This is a genomic window from Pseudoduganella sp. jia 12, assembly GCF_055502675.1.
In genome coordinates, this window is record NZ_JBUXKP010000006.1 from 118,044 (window position 1) to 136,586 (window position 18,543).

Sequence of the window (18,543 nt, forward strand, 5' to 3'; positions counted from 1 at the left end):
TTCCAGGGCCGGGCGGGGTTGTACGATGCGAGGATGATCACGACGATTTCCAAACGGGTGGCCGAACCCGTCTTCCGCAGGACTTCGACCGGATTCTGGTCTCCCGCCGTGGGCCGCCACATGGTCATCCTGGCCGTGGGGCTTGCCGTCATCTCAACGGGCGTGTGGTGGGTGGGCTCATGGCTTGGTTTAATGTTCAGCCCGCTGCCCATCATTACCGGAACGGCGACAGGCATGACCGTCACGTACTGGCAATGGCGGCCCATCCATGGCGTGGTCCCGGCCCACGGGCGTGCCGTCCTGCTGGCGCAATTGGCCGACTCGGGGCTGGTCCCTGCGGACGGCGCCGCGGACGAAGAGCGTTTCGTGAGCAGGAAATCGCGCTGGACGGCATGGTCCTCGGGCGGTGCGATATTGCGCCGCCGGCAGGACGGCGGATTCGATGCGACGATCCCCCGGCATGTCCATGCCAGGGTGAAGCGCCGCTCGGTGCCGGCGCTAGGCCTGTAAGCCGGATGGATCGCCGAACGGGTCGTCGAAAGGGTTGTCAACTGAGCGGGCCGGCTGGGTGAACCAGCGCGGCCCGTTTTCCGTCATGTAGAAGTGATCCTCATGGCGGATGCCGAATTCGCCCGGCACGCAGATCATCGGTTCGTTCGAGAAGCACATGCCCACGTCGAGCGGCGTCCTGTCGCCGCCCACCAGGTACGGCCACTCGTGGATATCCAGGCCGATGCCGTGGCCCGTGCGGTGCGGCAGGCCGGGCAATTCATAGCCGGGGCCGAAGCCATTCGCCTCCAGCGACCTGCGCGCCGCGGCATCCACTTCCTCGCAGGGCACGCCCAGCTGCGCCGCATCGAACGCCGCCTGCTGCGCCGCCTTTTCCGCGTTCCACACCGCCCGCTGGCGTTCCGTCGGCGTGCCGAACACGTAGGTGCGCGTGATATCGGAGATGTAGTCGTGCAGCTTGCAGCCGGTGTCGATCAGCACCGTGTCGCCATCTTTCAGCGTTTGCACGTACGACACGCCGTGCGGGAACGCGGTCGCCTCGCCGAACAGCACGATGACGAAGTACGACCCGGCCGGCGCGCCGACCTTGCGGTGCGCGCGATCGATGAAGTCGGCCACTTCCTTCGTGGTGATGCCTTCCCTGAGGATGCCGGCCGTGGCGACATGCACGGCCATCGTCATGTCCTTGGCGCGCTGCATCAACGCGATCTCCCACGGGGATTTGCGGGTGCGGCAGAACGCCGTCACGCTCTTCGCGTTTTCCAGCGTGTAGCCATCCGCCTGCTGGCGAATGCCGTCGGCCGTGAAGAACGGCGTGCTCTCGTCGATGCCGATGCGCGCTCCTGGCTGGATGCCCAGCGCCTTCAGCGTGTCGACGAAGAGGGCGCACGGGTTCTCATGCTCGTGCCAGGTGCGGACCGGGCCGTCGACCACCATGAAGTCGTTCAGCGTGGGTTCCTCGAACGCCGGCGCCAGGTAAGCCAGCTCACCCTCGGCCGGCAGGATCGCCCCGACCATCCGCTCGCTCGCGTGCCACTTCATGCCGGTGAAATACAGCAGGTTCGTGCCCGCGTTCAGCCACACCGCCGCGATCCCCTGCGCCCGCATGAACGCCTGCGCCTTGCCGATGCGCGCCACGTGTTCCTCGCGCCCGATCGGCACCGCCCCCGCCGTCATGTCCGACAGCGTCGCCAGTGCCTGTTCGATGGTCTTTCCGCCGATGCCCATGCTTGCTCCTTCCGATTCGAAGCGGGCATGATATCAGTGCTAGTGCGAAACATTCCTCAAAAACGGGGACTGTCCCTTTTTCCAGGAATGTTGCTGAAAATCGGGGACAGTCCCCAGCCGTATTGGTCCAAATAACGTTGCTTGTTACCGCACCGCCTACGCGGATGCCCCACGACGTCCACGTGTGATGCGCAAAAGAGACGCGGGGACAGTCCCCGTTTTCTGGAAATATTTCCAGAGAAGAGGGACTGTCCCGACTGGGGGTGTTACTGGGCTACCACACTCACCTTGTCGACCACGAACGACGTTTGCAGCGAGGCGTCCTCGGTCATCGCGAACGACAGCCGCACGGTCTGGCCCTTGTAGGCGGCCAGGCTGAAGCTGCGTACCTGGTAGCCGGCGGCGGCGTTGGCGTTCGAGTATGTGGCCAGCGTGCCGAGCGTGGTGCCGGATGTGTTCTTCACCGTGACGGCCAGCCTGTCGTAGGCGGTGGAGTCCGTTTCGGCGGTGTCGATGTGCAGGGCGAACGTCAGCGAGGCGCTGGTGGCCGTCGCAGGGATCGACACGTCCTGCGTCAGCGTTTCGGTCGACGTCTTGCCGTTGCCGCCCAGCCAGGCGAAGCGGCTGCCTTCGTAGGCCGTTTGCCCGGAGAAGGTGCCGATGGCGCCGGTGCTGCCGGCCCAGCCGGTGGCGCCCGATTCGAAGCCGCCGTTTGTCACGCGCTCGCTGCCCGTGCCGCCGCCGGTGCCGCTGACGGTCAGCGTGGCGTTGCCCGATGTGACGGTGGCGCGCGTGGACGCCGAGTCGGTCACGGTGGCCTTGAACACGGCGCCATTGTCGGCCGCCTGCGCGGTGAACGAATAGGTGGCCGACGTGGCGCCGCTGACCAGCGCATTGTTGCGGTACCACCGGTAGCTGTAGGGCGCCGTGCCGCCGGTCGCGGCGACCGTGAAGCGCGCGGTGCCGCCGGCGGAAACGGTCATGCCCGCCGGCTGCGTGGCAATCGCCAGCGCAGCGCCGCCGGTGCCGCTTTCGGCCACGTCCGTGCCCACGTTGATGGCGGCATAGGCGCGCTTGACGGCAATGGCCTCGCGGCTGCCGGCGCCATACAGTTCCTCGGCCGAGGCGATCATCTTGGCGCGGGCATCGGCATAGTTGGACGATGACGTGAGCTTCGTCGTATTCGCCTTGAACCAGATGCGGAACGCCTTGTCGTTGCCGATGCCCGTCATCGCCAGCGGCTGCTGCGTGAGGTAGGTGCTGTGGTACTCGCTGCTGCTGGTGGCGTTCGATCCCTGCGACAGGAAGTAGAACATGCGGTTGTTCGGCCCGGAGCTGTAGTGCACGTTCAGGTTCTTCAGCGTCGACGTCCACGCGTTCGGGCTGCTGCCGTCCTTGCTCGGCTTGTACATGTAGCGCAGCGGCTGGCCGGTGCGGCTGATCTCGCGCCCCATCACCCAGTCGTTGCCGGAGGCGGGGATCACGCTGCCGGTGCCGCCGGCGCGCGCGTAGGCCTCCGTCATCTCGCCGCCGATGTCGGACGACGATTCGTTCAAGCCGCCCGACTCGCCCGAGTAGATCAGGTTCGACGTCGCATCCGTCACGCCGTGGTGCATCTCGTGGCCGATCACGTCGATCGAGCCCAGGTTGTAGAACGCGCTGCCGCCGTCGCCGATGTACATGCACTTGCAGCCCGGTTCGAAGAACGCGTTGTCGTACTGGTTGTCGACGTGGACGGCGATATACGTCGACGTGTTGTTGCCGTCCAGGCTTTGCCAGCCCAGCACGTTCTTCATCGCGTCGTAGGTGTTCATCAGGCCCCACAGCGCGTTCACGGCTGCGGTCTGGCCGTTGGCGTTCGTCGTGCTGCCGCCGTTGATGTACTGCTGGCCGTCGCCCCACGTGTTCGTGGTGCTGGTGTAGATGCTGCCGGGATTCGGGTTTGTTTCCGGGCTGTGGTTCGCATTGGTGATCGCCATGCCGCCGTAACGGCCGCCGGTGCCGCGCGAACCGTCCAGCATCTGGTACGTGCTGCCCGAGAGCGTGGTATTGATCGGTACCGTGCCGTTGTACTGGCTCTTGCCGGTGCCGGCCACCGTCTGCAGCGCATCCCATTCGGCGATCAGCTCCCCCGTGTGCGCGTCGACGATGCTGTCGCGGTAGACCAGTTTCTTGTTGACGGCCATGCGCGTCTGCACCAGGTAGGCCAGCGCGTAACGGTCGACCACTTCTTCCACGTCCAGCGCGTTCAGCGCGCTTTCCGCCTTGTTTTCGGCGCCAGGCACGCGTACTGTCTTCATCACCGGGTAGATCAGCAGCTCCGCTTCCGGCTTCCAGCGGTGCTTGCCCACCGGTGCGACGCGGCGCACCACGCCGGCGACGGCGTCTTCCTTCGAGATCGTGGGCGTCACGTCCGGCGCCGGCCTGGCGCTGGCCGCGCCGGCGCGCGAACCGTCGAGCCCATCGCGGCGATTCGACGCGGATTCGCTGACGATCTCGCCATCGTCGTCCGTGGCGATCACCGATTCGGAACCGAACACCCGCAAGCCTTTCCATGTGTGCTGCGCGCGCACGATGCGCAGGCCCTGGGCGCCGGGCTGCTGCCGGCCGACCTTGAAGCCATGGTCTTCGTCCAGGCCCGCCGCTACGCGGCGCGATGCCAGCCGGCTTTCGAGGCCGGCCCTGGCGGCGGCCGTCATTTCCTGGGCCGGCGCGGCCATCAGGGTGTCCGGCAGGATGTCGCGCGATTGCGCCGAGGCGCCGCCAAACGGAAGGATGGCGATCGCAGCCGCCAGGATGCTCAAACGAAGGTTCATTTCATCTCCAATGTAAATGACAGGCCCGCTGTGACCGCGGGTGAACGCGACACTATGCAACCGGGATATCGCCTGTCAAAAATCTTCCGAAATGAGTCGCTGAGCTCGCGTTTGTTAAGAATGAGACATTCCCTGGAACACGAACGACCGTGCTATGGCGCACGATTGGGGCGCCTGTCGGCACCGTGCAACGGTCGCGAATTGTGGCGTGCTTTTTCACGCCTGCGCAACAATTCCGCTTACACTACAACGGCACCGACGAGCCACGCATGCTTGCCGGGCCAACGATAACAGCGCACCGGGACGGTACGACATTCATAGACAAGCGCTGAGCACATTCAGGGACGCAACCATGAACCAGCAAGCACGCCGCCGCTTTACCCTCGCTCCGCACCGTCCTCCTCCAGCGTAGGCCGCCCCTTCCTTCGCCTTTCCGCGCGTCCGTTCCAGCCGCCATCCCGGCCGGCAGCAAGACGCATGACATTTCAAGGAGCGCCCTCGCGGGCGAGGAGCCATGCTGTCCATCGCAACCAGAGTTGAACATATCGTCATGGAGTCGCCCTTCCTCAGCGAAGGCTTGCGACGTGGTCTCATCAATCTTTCGGAACTGGCGCGCCAGTTGCAGCCGCAACTGGAAAACGACCTGTGGAAACCCGTGGGCCAGGCAGCCGTCGTGATGGCGCTGCGGCGCCTGGCCGAGCGCCTGCCGGGGCAGGGGGGCGACAGCGCGCAGGACATCGCGCTGGCACACAAGAACGGCCAGCTGACGGCGCGCACCGATCTCGTCGAACTGACGTGGCGCGAGTCGGCTCGCACCGATGCCTGCCACCGCGAACTGCTCGCGCAGGCCGATCGGCGCGGCAACATGTTCCTGTCCGCGACGCGCGGCGTCAACGAAGCGATGGTGATCTGCAGCCGGCCGCTGATCCCGCTGGTGGAAACCGTGTTCGACGGCGAATGCCTGCTGGCGCGGCTGGAAAACCTGAACGCGGTCACGCTGCAACTGGCGGCCGACTCGCACCGCACACCCGGCATCTACCACGCGATCCTGAAGAAGCTGGCGTGGGACAAGGTCAACCTCGTCAACCTGATCTCAACGCACACGGAACTCACACTGGTCCTGGAACGCCAGCACACTGGCGCGGCGTTCGCCGTGCTGGCCGGCCTGGTGCAGCACTGAACGCGGAATACCTACTTTTTCTCCGGCTCGTCCGTCGAGAAGTTCAGCTGCGGGGCATCGCCTTCCCTGGGCTCCTCGGCCGGCGCGCCGTAATCGGCGGGCGCGTCGATCCTGAGCTCCACGTTCTCGGTCATGTCGGTGCGCGTTTCCACCGATACCAGGTTGGGGAACGCGATGATCAGCGTCACCATCAGCACCTGGATGCAGACGAACGGGATCGCGCCCCAATAGATGTCGGACGTCTTCACGGCCTTCGGCGCGACCGAGCGCAGGTAGAACAGGGCGAAGCCGAATGGCGGGTGCATGAACGAGGTCTGCATGTTCACGCCCAGCAGCACGCCGAACCAGATCAGGTCGATGCCGAGTTTTTCCGCCACCGGCCCCACCAGCGGCACGAGGATGAAGGCCAGTTCGAAGAAGTCGAGGAAGAACGCCAGCACGAAGAACAGGATGTTCACGGCGATCAGGAAACCCGTCGACCCGCCGGGCAGGCTGGTCAGCAGGTGTTCCACCCACAGGTCGCCGTTCACGGCGCGGAACACGAGCGCGAACACGGTGGAGCCGATCAGGATGAAGATCACGAAGCACGACAGCCGCGTGGTGGACATCATCGCCTGGCTCAGGAGCGGCCACGAGAGCCGCCGGTTCAGCAGTGCCAGCACGATCGCGCCCACGGCGCCCATGCCGCCGCCCTCCGTGGGCGTGGCCAGGCCGATGAAGATGGTGCCCAGCACGAGGAAGATCAGCGCCAGCGGCGGAATCAGCACAAACACCACCTTCTCGGCCATGCGCGACAGCAGTCCCAGTTTCATCTGGCGGTTGGCCAGCGCGAACAGGAACGCGCCGGCGATGCCCAGCGCGGCGGAGAAGATGCCCACTTCGTCGCTATGGGCTTCCGGATGCGCGGCGTCGTACCAGTGCGCGAACGCATACGCGGCGGCCGCCGTCGCCACCAGCAGCACCAGCAGCGAGCGCACGCCGGAGTCGCCGTTCGGCTCGCGCAGGTTGCGCGCTTCGAGGGGCAGCGCGGGCGCCTTGTGCGGCTGGAAGATCGACACGGCCAGCACGTAGCCGGCATACATCGCCGTCAGCAGCAGGCCGGGGATGAAAGCGGCCTTGTACATGTCGCCCACCGAGCGGCCCAGCTGGTCGGCCATCACGATCAGCACCAGCGACGGTGGAATGATCTGCGCCAGCGTGCCGGAAGCGGCGATCACGCCGGAAGCGAGCCGCTTGTCGTAGCCGTAGCGCAGCATCACGGGCAGTGAAATGAGCCCCATCGAGATGACGGAAGCGGCGACCACGCCCGTGGTGGCCGCCAGCAGCGCACCCACGAAGATCACGGCATACGCCACGCCGCCGCGGATCGGGCCGAACAGCTGGCCGATCGTGTCGAGCAGGTCCTCGGCCATGCCGGAGCGCTCCAGGATCAGGCCCATCAGCGTGAAGAACGGGATGGCCAGCAAGGTGTCGTTGGCCATGATGCCGAAGATCCGGTTCGGCAGCGCCTGCAGCAGTTCGGGCCGCAGCAGGCCCAGTTCGATGCCGACGAGGCCGAAGAACAGGCCGTTGGCCGCCAGCGCGAACGCCACCGGAAAGCCGCACAGCAGGAACAGCACGAGGGTGCCGAACATGATCGGCGCGAGGTTGGCGATGATGAATGCTTCCATGTGCCGCTGCTCCTCAATCGATCCGGTTGGCTTGCTTGATCGCCTCGATCTCCTGCCGCGGCCCGTGCGCCTGCTTCAGGAACGCGCTTTCATGCAGCCGCCCGCGCAGGTATTCGATGCGCTTGATGATTTCGGAGAAGCCTTGCAGGATCATCAGTGCGAAGCCGACCGGCACGAGGATTTTCGCCGGCCAGACGATCAGGCCCCCGGCATTGCTGGACATCTCGGCGCTGCGCAGGGATTCCAGGCCGAACGGGATCCCGTAATACAGGATCACCCAGCAGACCGGCATCAGGAAGAAGAGGAAGCAGAACAGGTCGATCCAGACCTGGGTGCGGCGGGAAAAGCGGCCGACGATCACGTCGATGCGAACGTGCTCGTCGCGCCGCAGGGTATGCGGAGCCGCCAGCATGAAGACCGCGGCAAACAGGTACCACTGGATCTCCAACCAGGCGTTGGAACTGAGGTTGAACGAATACCGGATCAGCGCATTGACCGCGCAGATCAGCACCGCGGCCAGCAGGCCCCAGGCCACCACTGCCGCGATCCGGTCGTTCAGTCCATCGATCGCCCTTGAAATTGCCATCAACATCGTTGTCTCCCATGCTTTTCTTTTAATGGGCGCTGTATAAGTGGGTCACTTGGCAACTGATCGTGGGTTAAAAGCGTGGCTTTCCGCGCCATGCGTCGTTGTAAATGCCCCGAGATAGGTGGCTATCTCGGGGCATTTACGCCTAGCCTGACACGAAAATCCATCGCTTTTACCTCCACGCCGTTGCCAAGTGACCCACTAGCACCCGCATTGCTCAGGTGATGCGGTGACGAGGGCGATGGCTTACATGGCGGTTCTCCTTGGGTTGCTCCGGTCCGAGACGGGCTTAGTTGCCGCCGAGCTGCGTGCGCACGCGGGCGATCGCGGCGCGCACCTGGTTCGGCGCCGTGCCGCCCACGTGGTCGCGCGCGGCCACGGAGCCTTCCAGCGTCAGCACCTCGAACACGTCGTCGCCCACCAGCGGCGAGAAGGCGCGCAGCTGGTCCAGCGACAGGTCGGCCAGGTCGCAGTTCGCATCCACGCAGGTGCGCACGGCATGGGCCACGGCTTCGTGCGCGTCGCGGAACGGCAGGCCCTTCTTCACGAGGTAGTCGGCCAGGTCGGTGGCGGTGGCATAGCCCTGCAGCGCGGCGGCGCGCATGGCTTCCGGCTTCACGGTGATGCCGCCGGCCATGTCGGCGAAGATGCGCAGGGTGTCGACCACGGTGTCCACCGTGTCGAACAGCGGTTCCTTGTCTTCCTGGTTGTCCTTGTTGTAGGCCAGCGGCTGGCCCTTCATCAGCGTGAGCAGGCCCAGCAGGTGGCCATACACGCGGCCCGTCTTGCCGCGCGCCAGTTCCGGCACGTCGGGATTTTTCTTTTGCGGCATGATCGACGAGCCGGTGCAGAAGCGGTCGGCGATGTCGATGAAGCCAACGCGCGGGCTCATCCAGATCACCAGCTCTTCGGACATGCGCGACACGTGCGTCATGATCAGCGAGGCGGCGGCCGTGAATTCGATCGCGAAGTCGCGGTCCGAGACGGCGTCCAGCGAGTTGTGGCACACGTCGTCGAAGCCCAGCGTCTGCGCCACGCGCAGGCGGTCGATCGGGAACGTGGTGCCGGCCAGCGCGGCCGAACCCAGCGGCAGGCGGTTCACGCGCTTGCGGCAGTCGGCCATGCGCTCGGCATCGCGGCCGAACATCTCGACGTAAGCCAGCATGTGGTGGCCGAACGTGATCGGCTGCGCCACCTGCATGTGGGTGAAGCCGGGCAGGATCGTGTCCGCGTGCTGTTCGGCCAGGTCGACCAGCGCCGTGCGCAGCTGGTTCAGCAGGCCGGTGATGTCGTCGATGGCCGAGCGCACGTACAGGCGGATGTCGGTGGCCACCTGGTCGTTGCGCGAACGGCCCGTGTGCAGCCGCTTGCCCGCATCGCCCGCCAGCTCGGTCAGGCGCTTTTCGATATTCAGGTGCACGTCTTCCAGGTCGAGCAGCCATTCGAACTGGCCGCCTTCGATTTCGCTGGTGATCTGCGCCATGCCGCTGCGGATCGCATCCAGGTCGGCGGTGGGAATGATGCCTTGCGCGGCCAGCATTTCAGCGTGCGCCAGCGAGCCTTCGATGTCGGCTTTCCACATGCGCTTGTCGAAAAACACGGAGGCCGTATAGCGCTTGACGAGATCGGAAACGGGTTCGGAGAAGCGGGCCGACCAGGCCTCGCCTTTTTTGGAGAGTTGTTCAGTCATGATGAGATGGGTGCGGGTAATCCAATGATTATAAACGGGTAAGTATGCGCAAGAGCGATCCCTGCCTGCGCCGGGTCGCCCGGATGCCGGTGATATTGTTGTGTTTTTGACGACAGGAGGCTCCGATGCGGAAATCGATCGCCATGTTCGCGCTGCTCGCCGGGATCGCGGGCGGCCTGTTTGCGAAGCCTGCCGCGGTCAGGCCAGCCGCCGCGACGGACGTCGCCACCGTCGATGCCGTGATCGCCGCCTTGTACGACACGATTTCCGGCCCGGCCGGCAAGGCACGCGACTGGGATCGCCTGCGGGGGCTGTTCCGGGCCGATGGCAAGATGATCGTCCACACCCGCGACAAGGCTGGCGTCTTCCACACCCGCGTGCTGTCGGTGGACGACTATATCGCCCGTGTCACGCCGCTGTTCGTCAAGAAGGGGTTCTTCGAGTCGGAGCTTGCGCGCAAGAGCGAGCAGTTCGGCCAGATCGCCCACGTGTTTTCCACCTACGAGTCGCGTCACGCGAAAGAGGCAAAGCCATTCCAGCGCGGGATCAACAGCATTCAGCTGGTCAACGACGGCAGGCGCTGGTGGGTGCAGTCGCTCGTATGGCAGGCGGAAACGGACCACAACCCCCTGCCGCAGCACTACCTCAAATAACGCTCGAATACCGTTGAAAACAGCACCTGCGGCATAAACGACGTTTGGACGCCACGCCCGGCGCGCGTTCGTTTGAGTTTTACTGCTGACCTGCGTACATTAGGGCCAAATGAAATTTTGGCAAATAATCATCGGATATCAGCTATGAAGCGGAGCGCGGGAATCATGGGCAAGCATCAAAAAAACAAAACACAAAATAAAGTTCAGTATCGGGACAGCGCGTTGCATCGTGTGGGGCCACGGCTCGCCGCCGGTGCCGTGCTGGCCTTCGCGGTGCATTGCGCCTGGGCGCAGGATACCGCCATCGCGAAAGTCGTCCCGCGCGTGGAAATCACGGGTTCGGCCATCAAGCAGATCGAATCGGAAACGCCGCTGCCCGTGCAGGTGATCACCCGCGCGGAAATCGACAAGGCCGGCGTGACCACGGCGGCCGAACTGATGACGCGCATTTCCGCCAACGTGGGCGGGCTGACGGACGGCGTATCGATCAACGTGGGCGGTGTCGACCAGCGCGGCATGAACAGCGCCAACCTGCGCGGCATCGGCACCTCGTCCACGCTGGTCCTGCTGAACGGCCGCCGCATGGCCAACTTCGCGTCCCCCGGCGACGATACCGGCGTGGACCTGAACAACATTCCCGCCGCGGCCATCGCCCGTGTCGAAGTGCTGCTCGACGGCGCGTCGGCGCTGTATGGAACCGATGCCATCGGCGGCGTGATCAACTTCATCACGCGCAAGGATTTCCAGGGCCTCGAACTCAATGCCTATGCCGGCGGCACCGACGAAGGCGGCGCGGCCAAGCGGCAGGCCACGATCAGCGGCGGCATCGGCAACCTGCAGAAGGATGGCTATAACGTGTTCGCCACGTTCGATGCGCAGGAAACCCAGGCGCTGCGCTCGTCGCAGCGCGAATTCATCGGCGACCTGCGCATTCCGGAGCGGCTGGGCCACCTGCTGTCCAGCTATACCAGCCCGGCGAACATCCGCCTGTCGGGCGACCAGCGCGACTACCTCAATTCGATCGGCTTCACGCTGAACGGCCGCGAACTGACGAACCAGACGATCAACCTGTCGATCCCGAACTGCAATCCGCCGGCCAACCTGTACCTGCCGGCCGGCACCGGCGGCATCGACGCGTGCACGTACGACTACATGCGCGACACCGAGCTGTTCCCGAAATCGAACAAGCAGACGTTCCTGTCGCGCGGCGTGCTGGACCTGGGGGGCGGCCACCAGCTGTATGGCGAGGTGGTACTGAGCCGCGCGCGCACCAACTACGTGGGCTCGTCGACCCGCGTCACCGGCGACATCGACTACAGCCTGGTACCGGCGCTGGCCGGCACGGGCCTGGAAAACTCGGAGGATGGCGACCGCATGCTGCAATTGCGCATGCGCCTGCTGGAGGCCGGCAACCGCACCAGCGAGCTCACAAGCATCGGCCAGCGCTACGTGGTGGGCGTCAACGGCACGTTCGGCGCGTGGGACTACGACGTGGCGTACAACCACAGCGTGAACACGGTGAAGGACCGGGACACGCACGGCTACGTGCTGTACAACGAACTGATCGAAGGCATCACGGCGGGGCTGATCAATCCGTTCGGCCCGTCGAACGCCGAAGGGCGCGCCTACCTCGAAAGCATCCAGGTCAACGACGTGGTGCGCTACGCGAAAGGCGTGATGGACTCGGTCGACTTCAAGGCCACGCGCACGCTGATGGCGCTGCCCGGCGGCGATCTGGCGGTGGCGGTGGGCGGCGAATGGCGCCGCGAGAAAACCGACTTCACGCCATCCGAACTGCTCCTGACGGACAACATCAACGACGATTTCGCGCCGGAAGGCGGCCGCGCCACGCACGACAGCCGCAAGGTGGCCGCCCTGTTCGGCGAACTGCAGGCGCCGTTCGCGAAGGACTGGCAGGCGCAGCTCTCGGCGCGCTATGACCATTACGAGGCGGTGGGCCGCGCGTTCAGCCCGAAGGCGGGCCTGTCGTACACGCCGGTGAAATGGGCGATGCTGCGCGCCTCGGCGGGCCGCGGCTTCCGCGCGCCGTCGATGAATGACCTGCACCGTCCCACCGTCTACAGCGCCACGGCCACGCTGCCCGATCCGGTGCTGTGTGAGGAGCTGGACAACAACTACGCCGACTGCGCGTTCAACTGGGATACGCGCCGCTACAGCAACCCGAACCTGAAGCCGGAACGCAGCCGCCAGTACTCGATCGGCGCCGTGCTGGAACCGACCCCCAACATCACCACCAGCATCGATTACTGGAAGATCAAGCGCACCAACCTGATCAGCGAAATCGGCGACGACGTGATCCTGTCCAACCTGGACAAGTACGGCGACCTGGTGCACCGCGACGAAGACAATGAAATCGAGTGGATCGACCTGTTCAAGGAAAACCGCGGCGCGCAGGTGGCCAGCGGCATCGACCTGGTAGTCGACGTGCACGGTGTGGACACCCCGGCCGGGCGCCTGGGCGGCCGGCTGTCGGGCACCTACGTGATCGATTCGAAGATCCAGACATCGCAGGGCGATCCGTTCATCAGCAACCTTGGCCGCTTCGTGACCGACGGCGTGGTGCAGCGCTGGCGCCATACCATCACGTTCGACTGGGAGAAAGGGCCGTTCTCGGCCAGCCTGTCGAACACGTTCTCGTCGTCGTACGAAGACCAGAATTCGGCCATCAACACGGATGACGGCAGCGTGGTGGCACCGAACCATGTGACATCGTATTCGCTGTGGGACATGTCCGCCGCCTGGCAGGCGAGCCGTGCGCTGAAGGTGCGCGCCGGGGTGCAGAATATGTTCGACCGCAGTCCGCCGTATTCGAACCAGGCGTACCACTTCCTGTCGGGATACGACCCCACCTACACGGACCCGCGCGGCCGCCGTTTCTATGCCAGTGTGAATTACGCTTTCAAATAGGAGGGCCAATGTTCAAGCCGATGCTCAAGCCAGCCTTCGCAACGACTTTCGCCATGCTGTTAGCCTTCACCGGTCCGGCGGCCACCGCGCAGACGCTTGAGAAAGTCCCCGAAGAACCCGCGGAGGCGCGTTTGCCGCTGCCCGCGGCCAAGGGTTCGCTCGTGATCATCGGCGGCGGCCTGCGGGCCGACAATGCCGACGTGTGGCAAAAGATCGTCAGCCTGGCGGGCGGCAAGGGCGCCCGGATCGCCGTCTTTCCTTCGGCATCCGGCAATCCCGAGCGCGCGGCCGCGGCCAGTATCGGCTACCTGAAGAAGTACGGCGCCGAGCCGTTCGCGGTGCCGGTGGCGCAGCGGCTGGCCAACAGCGATTACCGCAAGGCGGCGGACGATGCCGCGCTGGCGGAAAAGATCCGCAAGGCCGACGGCGTGTACTTCGCCGGCGGCGACCAGGCCCGCATCACGCAGGCGCTGATCCGCGAGAACGGCACCCGCACGCGGGCGCTCGAAGCGATCTGGGACCTGTACCGCCGCGGCGGCGTGGTGGCCGGCACCAGCGCCGGTGCGGCCATCATGAGCAGCACCATGTTCTACCGGCCCGACGCGATCCTGGCGATGCTGCGCGGCGGCGTCAAGGACGGGCAGGAGATCGCTCCCGGCCTGGGCTTCATCGGCGACGACGTGTTCGTGGACCAGCACCTGCTGGTGCGCGGGCGCTTCGCGCGGATGATCCCCGTCATGCTGGCCAAGAACTACAAGCTCGGCCTGGGCGTGGACGAGGACAGCGCCATGGTCATCAATGCCCAGCGCGAAGTGGAAGTCATCGGCTACACGGGCGCACTGCTGATGGACCTGTCGCTGGCGGTCACGGATACCAGCAAGCCCGATTTCAACGTCAGCAATGTTCGCATCAGCTACCTGGACCGCGGCGACAAGTTCAACATCATCACGCAAAGCTTCACCCCGTCGCCGGACAAGGCGGGCGGACGCATGGACCCGGCCCGCACCGCCCTGCGGGGCCCCGTGTTCAGCAACGACATCCTCGGCAACAGCGCCGTGGTGAACATCATGGAACGGCTGATCGACAGCGACCAGGAAGAGGCGATCGGCATCGCCAGCGGCAACCCGCGCTCGACCACGCCGGAGGTGGGCTTCGAGTTCCGCTTCACGAAAACGCCGGAAAGCGTGGGCTACATCTCCAACACGGTGGATGCGTATTCGGTGCTCAACATCCGGCTCGACATCCGGCCGATCGATATTCCGCGGCCGCTGTACCGTTACCGCTGAGGTCGACACCGCCGGGGACACGCTGCGAAAACCGTTGCCGCCCAAACATTTAACGATGACTTTAAAATAATTGAATCCGCCCGGCGCGCCGGTGCGTATAAGGCCACGCTGCACTCCATTTCAACCAGGGGGATATCGTGGTCAAACTGATTCAGCCTCACTTTCAACATGTCTTGCCGGCGGCATTGCCCGCCGTGCTGGCCGTTGCCTTGTCACTGGCGGCATCCATGGCGGCGGCGTCGAGCCACCGCGAAGCGCCGTTCATCGCCGGCATGCCGCGCGCCGATGCGACGGATTTCTACATGTTCCGCAGCTACGAGCCCGGCCGCGAGAAATTCGTGACGCTGGTGGCCAACTACCTGCCGCTGCAGGATGCCTACGGTGGGCCGAACTACTTCCAGCTGGACCAGCACGCGCTGTACGAAATCCACCTCGACAACAATGGCGACGCCAGGGAAGACATCACGTTCCAGTTCCGCTTCGCCAATGCGAACATGAACGATGCGTTCGTCGTGGGAGGCAAGAAAGTACCGATTCCGCTGATTATCAACGGCGGCGCCATCGACGATGTCAATCCGCCCGGCCTGAACGTGCGCGAGACCTACACGGTGACGATGGTGCGGGGCGACCGCCGCACCGGCACGCGCGAGCGCGTTGCCGCGCCTCGCGGGGCGCCGGGTTTCGACAAGCCCGTCGACAATATCGGCAACAAGGCCATTCCCGACTACGCCGGCTATGCGGCGCGGCACATCCACGACATGATGCTGCCCGGGTGCGCCGTGCCCGCGCGCGTGTTCGTGGGCCAGCGCAAGGATTCGTTCGCCGTCAACCTGGGCGAAACGTTCGACCTCGTCAACTACAAGTCGCCCGCCGTGGAATTCGATCCGAATGCCGAGAGCAGCGCGCGCGACGACCTGGCCGACAAGAACGTGACCACGATCGCGCTGGAAGTGGCGGCGAGCTGCCTGGTGGCGCCGGGCGGCGCCGACCCGGTGATCGGCGGCTGGACGACGGCCAGCGTGCCCCGCGGCCGGCCGGCCGGTACGGTGCAGGGAGATGCCGGCGAAGTGTCGAAAGAGGGCGACACATGGACGCAGGTGTCGCGCCTGGGCATGCCGCTGGTGAATGAGGTGGTGATCGGGCTGAAGGACAAGGACCGTTTCAACGGCAGCCGCCCCGGCAACGATACGCAATTCCTGACCTACGTGACCAATCCCACGCTGCCGGCCCTGGTGGAAACGCTGTTTGCCGGCGCCGGCGTGAAGGCACCCACGAACTTCCCCCGCAACGACCTGGTGACCGTGTTCCTGACCGGCGTGCCGGGCCTGAACCAGCCGGCGAAGGTGACGCCATCGGAAATGCTGCGGCTGAACACCGCCATCGCGCCGGTGCCGAAAGGATCGCAAAAACGCCTCGGTGTGATCGATGGCGACAATGCCGGCTTCCCGAACGGCCGCCGGCCCGGCGACGACGTGGTGGACATCGAACTGCGCGTGGCGATGGGCAAGCTGTGCACGCTGAACCTGGGCTGCGCGCCGGCCAGCGCGCCATCGGGAGCGATCCGCTTCACCGATGGCGCGTTCCTGGACGACAGTCCGTTCACGGCCGCCTTCCCGTACCTGGCCACGCCGATCCCCGGGTCGCCGCAATCGGTCGCCAGGCGATAAGCGAGGGAGCCGGCGATGACACGCAAGATCGCGGTGGTGCTGGCGCTGCTGGCATGGCTTTCTTCCATGCAGGCGGTGGCGGTGCCGCGCACGCCGGCTTCCGGCAACGAGGTGGTCGCCATGCTGCCGCGGCAGGACGACGGCCTGCGCACGCTGCGGGCCGCCGTGGCGGCCGCGCCGGCCGACCCGCTGCCGGCGCTGGCGCTGGCCCGGCGCTATGTGGCGCTGGGCCGCGGCAGCGCCGATCCGCGCTACTACGGGCAGGCGCAGGCCGTGCTGGCGCCATGGTGGGGCCGGCCCGATGCGCCGAACGAGGTGCGCCTGCTGCGTGCGACGCTGTTGCAGAACGGCCACCAGTTCGATGAAGCGCAGGCCGAGCTGCGTCACATCGTCGGCACCGATCCGCGCAATGCCCAGGCGTGGCTGACGCTGGCGACGATCCAGTCGGTGCAGGGCGACGTGCCTGGCGCGATCGCCAGTTGCGGGCGCCTGTCGTCGCTGGCGGCGCAGCTGGAAACGTTCGCCTGCCTGGCCGCCGCCGGCGCCAACACCGGCCGCATGCGGGGCAGCGAACAGTTGCTGGAACTGGGTCTGGAACGGGCCGGCGACACGGCGCTGGAAACGCGCACGTGGGCTTTGACGATGCTGGCGGAACTGGCGGCACGGCGCGGCGACAAGGCGGCCGCGCAACAGCGTTTCCAGGCCGCGCTGCGCGTCGCACCAACGGACAGCTACCTGCTGGGCGCCTACGCCGACTTCCTGCTCAACCAGGGCAGGGCGGCGGAGGTGCCGGCATTGCTGCGCGCGCACCATCGCAACGATGCCCTGCTGCTGCGGCATGCGCTGGCGCTGCGCGCAATGGGCCGGCAAGGGGCGCTGGCCCCGGCACGGGCCGAACTGCAGGCGCGCTTCGATGCCGCGGCGCGGCGCGGCGATGCGGTGCACCTGCGCGAACAGGCCCGCTTCACGCTGCACCTGCTGGGCGATGCCAGGGGGGCGCTGGCGCTGGCGCAGCGCAACTGGCGCGTGCAGAAGGAACTGGCCGATACCCGCATCCTGCTCGAGGCGGGCCTGGCCTCGAATGACCGGGCGGCGCTGCAACCGGTGCTGCGCTGGATCCGGGCGCAGGGCCTGCAGGATGTCGTCGTGACGCGCCTGGTCGGGCAGGCATCGTGAAGGCCTTCACGACTTTCGTGGCCACGCTGCTCATGCTGTGGGCACTGCCGGCGGCCGCGCACAAGCCCAGCGACAGCTACCTGGCGCTGGCTGTGGACGGCCGCCACATCGAGGGCCGCTGGGATATCGCGCTGCGCGACCTCGACGTGGCGCTGGGGCTGGACGGCGATGGCGACGGCCGGCTCACATGGCGGGAAGTCCAGGACCGCCACGCGGCGATCGCCGCCTATGCGCTGTCGCGGCTGAGCATTGCCGCGGGCGGGGCGCCGTGCACGCTGGCCGCCGGGCCGCAGCTGGTCGACGAGCATACGGACGGTGCCTACACGGTGCTGCCGCTGCGTGGCACCTGTGCCGTGGCACCCCGCGAGCTGACCATCGCCTACCGGCTGTTCGGCGACACCGATGCGCAGCATCGCGGCCTGCTGCGGCTCGGCGATGGCGACAATCCGCGCACGGCGATCCTCGGTGGCGAAAGGCCGGTGCAGACGGTGCCGCTGTCGCAGCCCGGTGCGGACGGCCACGCGGGGAGCCACGCAATAAGCCAATTCGTGGACTACCTGCGCCATGGCGCCTGGCATATCTGGATCGGCTATGACCACGTGCTCTTCCTCGTCTCGCTGCTGCTGCCCGCCGTGCTGGTGCGGCGCGATGGCGCCTGGCAGCCCGTGCCCGCCTTCCGTGGCGCCGCCACCGACGTGCTCAAGACCGTCACTGCCTTCACCGTGGCCCACTCGGTGACCCTGGCGCTTGCCGCGCTGGGCGTGCTGGCGCCGCCATCGCGCTGGGTCGAATCGGCGATCGCCGCTTCCGTGGTCGTGGCTGCGCTGAACAATGTCCGGCCCCTGGTCCCGGGGCCGCGCTGGGCCGCCGCGTTCGTGTTCGGTCTCGTCCACGGCTTCGGCTTTGCCGGCGTGCTGGCCGACCTGGGCCTGCCGCGCGGTGCGCTGGCCGTGTCGCTGCTGGGATTCAACCTGGGTGTGGAGCTGGGCCAGCTGGCCATCGTGGCCGCGGTGCTGCCGGCAGCCTGGCTGCTGCGCGATACGCGCGTCTACCGCCGGGTGCTGCTGCCGGCCGGCTCGCTGGCGATCGCCCTGGTCGCCATGGTCTGGCTCGGCGAACGCGCCTTCGATGTGACATTGCCGGGAGCCTGA

At 66.1% G+C, this 18,543-nt stretch carries 13 protein-coding genes; 8 read left to right on the plus strand and 5 right to left on the minus strand.

Going from position 1 to position 18,543, the window contains the following annotated elements:
* The first annotated feature begins 33 nt into the window (after positions 1-33).
* The gene (locus ACY65G_RS14870) at positions 34-510 is read left to right on the plus strand and encodes a hypothetical protein (RefSeq protein ID WP_464998100.1); all 477 of its coding nucleotides are present in this window, start codon (positions 34-36) and stop codon (positions 508-510) included.
* Here ACY65G_RS14870 and ACY65G_RS14875 read toward each other — a convergent pair.
* A complete protein-coding gene (locus tag ACY65G_RS14875) occupies positions 499-1,737 on the minus strand; it encodes a M24 family metallopeptidase (RefSeq protein ID WP_464998101.1) in 1,239 nt (412 codons plus the stop codon). The genes ACY65G_RS14870 and ACY65G_RS14875 overlap by 12 nt on opposite strands.
* Before the next feature lie 266 nt (positions 1,738-2,003).
* Positions 2,004-4,553 carry a M4 family metallopeptidase gene (locus tag ACY65G_RS14880; protein WP_464998102.1) on the minus strand — a complete coding sequence of 850 codons (2,550 nt, stop codon included), beginning with the start codon at positions 4,551-4,553 and terminating at the stop codon, positions 2,004-2,006.
* Between the two features lie 550 nt (positions 4,554-5,103).
* On the opposite strand from ACY65G_RS14880, the gene ACY65G_RS14885 reads away from it, so the two are divergent.
* Positions 5,104-5,733, plus strand: coding sequence for a hypothetical protein (locus ACY65G_RS14885; protein WP_464998103.1), 630 nt, complete (start codon positions 5,104-5,106; stop codon positions 5,731-5,733).
* An 11-nt stretch (positions 5,734-5,744) separates the two neighbouring features.
* Here the strand turns inward: ACY65G_RS14885 and ACY65G_RS14890 are convergent, their stop codons facing one another.
* The 3 genes from ACY65G_RS14890 to argH all read right to left on the minus strand — a co-directional run bounded on the left by ACY65G_RS14890 (position 5,745) and on the right by argH (position 9,682).
* Entirely contained in the window at positions 5,745-7,403 is a 1,659-nt protein-coding gene (locus tag ACY65G_RS14890; protein ID WP_464998104.1) for a TRAP transporter large permease, read from the minus strand.
* 13 nt (positions 7,404-7,416) lie between these two features.
* Positions 7,417-7,989, minus strand: coding sequence for a TRAP transporter small permease subunit (locus ACY65G_RS14895; protein ID WP_464998372.1), 573 nt, complete (start codon positions 7,987-7,989; stop codon positions 7,417-7,419).
* A gap of 292 nt (positions 7,990-8,281) precedes the next feature.
* Entirely contained in the window at positions 8,282-9,682 is a 1,401-nt protein-coding gene (gene argH / locus ACY65G_RS14900) for an argininosuccinate lyase (RefSeq protein ID WP_464998105.1), read from the minus strand.
* 125 nt (positions 9,683-9,807) lie between these two features.
* Between argH and ACY65G_RS14905 the strand changes: the two genes are divergently transcribed.
* The 6 genes from ACY65G_RS14905 (at position 9,808) to ACY65G_RS14930 (ending at position 18,543) form a co-directional block, all read left to right on the plus strand.
* On the plus strand, positions 9,808-10,335 hold the full coding sequence (locus ACY65G_RS14905) for a hypothetical protein (protein ID WP_464998106.1): 528 nt from the start codon (positions 9,808-9,810) through the stop codon (positions 10,333-10,335).
* A gap of 165 nt (positions 10,336-10,500) precedes the next feature.
* Positions 10,501-13,263: a TonB-dependent receptor gene (locus ACY65G_RS14910; protein ID WP_464998107.1), complete on the plus strand. Its 2,763-nt coding sequence runs from the start codon at positions 10,501-10,503 to the stop codon at positions 13,261-13,263.
* An 8-nt stretch (positions 13,264-13,271) separates the two neighbouring features.
* Positions 13,272-14,549, plus strand: a complete 1,278-nt coding sequence (locus ACY65G_RS14915; RefSeq protein WP_464998108.1) for a cyanophycinase — start codon at positions 13,272-13,274, stop codon at positions 14,547-14,549.
* A gap of 227 nt (positions 14,550-14,776) precedes the next feature.
* A complete protein-coding gene (locus ACY65G_RS14920) occupies positions 14,777-16,216 on the plus strand; it encodes a DUF4331 domain-containing protein (protein WP_464998373.1) in 1,440 nt (479 codons plus the stop codon).
* Positions 16,217-16,231: 15 nt separating this feature from the next.
* Entirely contained in the window at positions 16,232-17,392 is a 1,161-nt protein-coding gene (locus ACY65G_RS14925; protein WP_464998109.1) for a tetratricopeptide repeat protein, read from the plus strand.
* Positions 17,389-18,543, plus strand: a complete 1,155-nt coding sequence (locus tag ACY65G_RS14930; RefSeq protein ID WP_464998110.1) for a HupE/UreJ family protein — start codon at positions 17,389-17,391, stop codon at positions 18,541-18,543. Before ACY65G_RS14925 ends, ACY65G_RS14930 begins: the two co-directional genes overlap by 4 nt.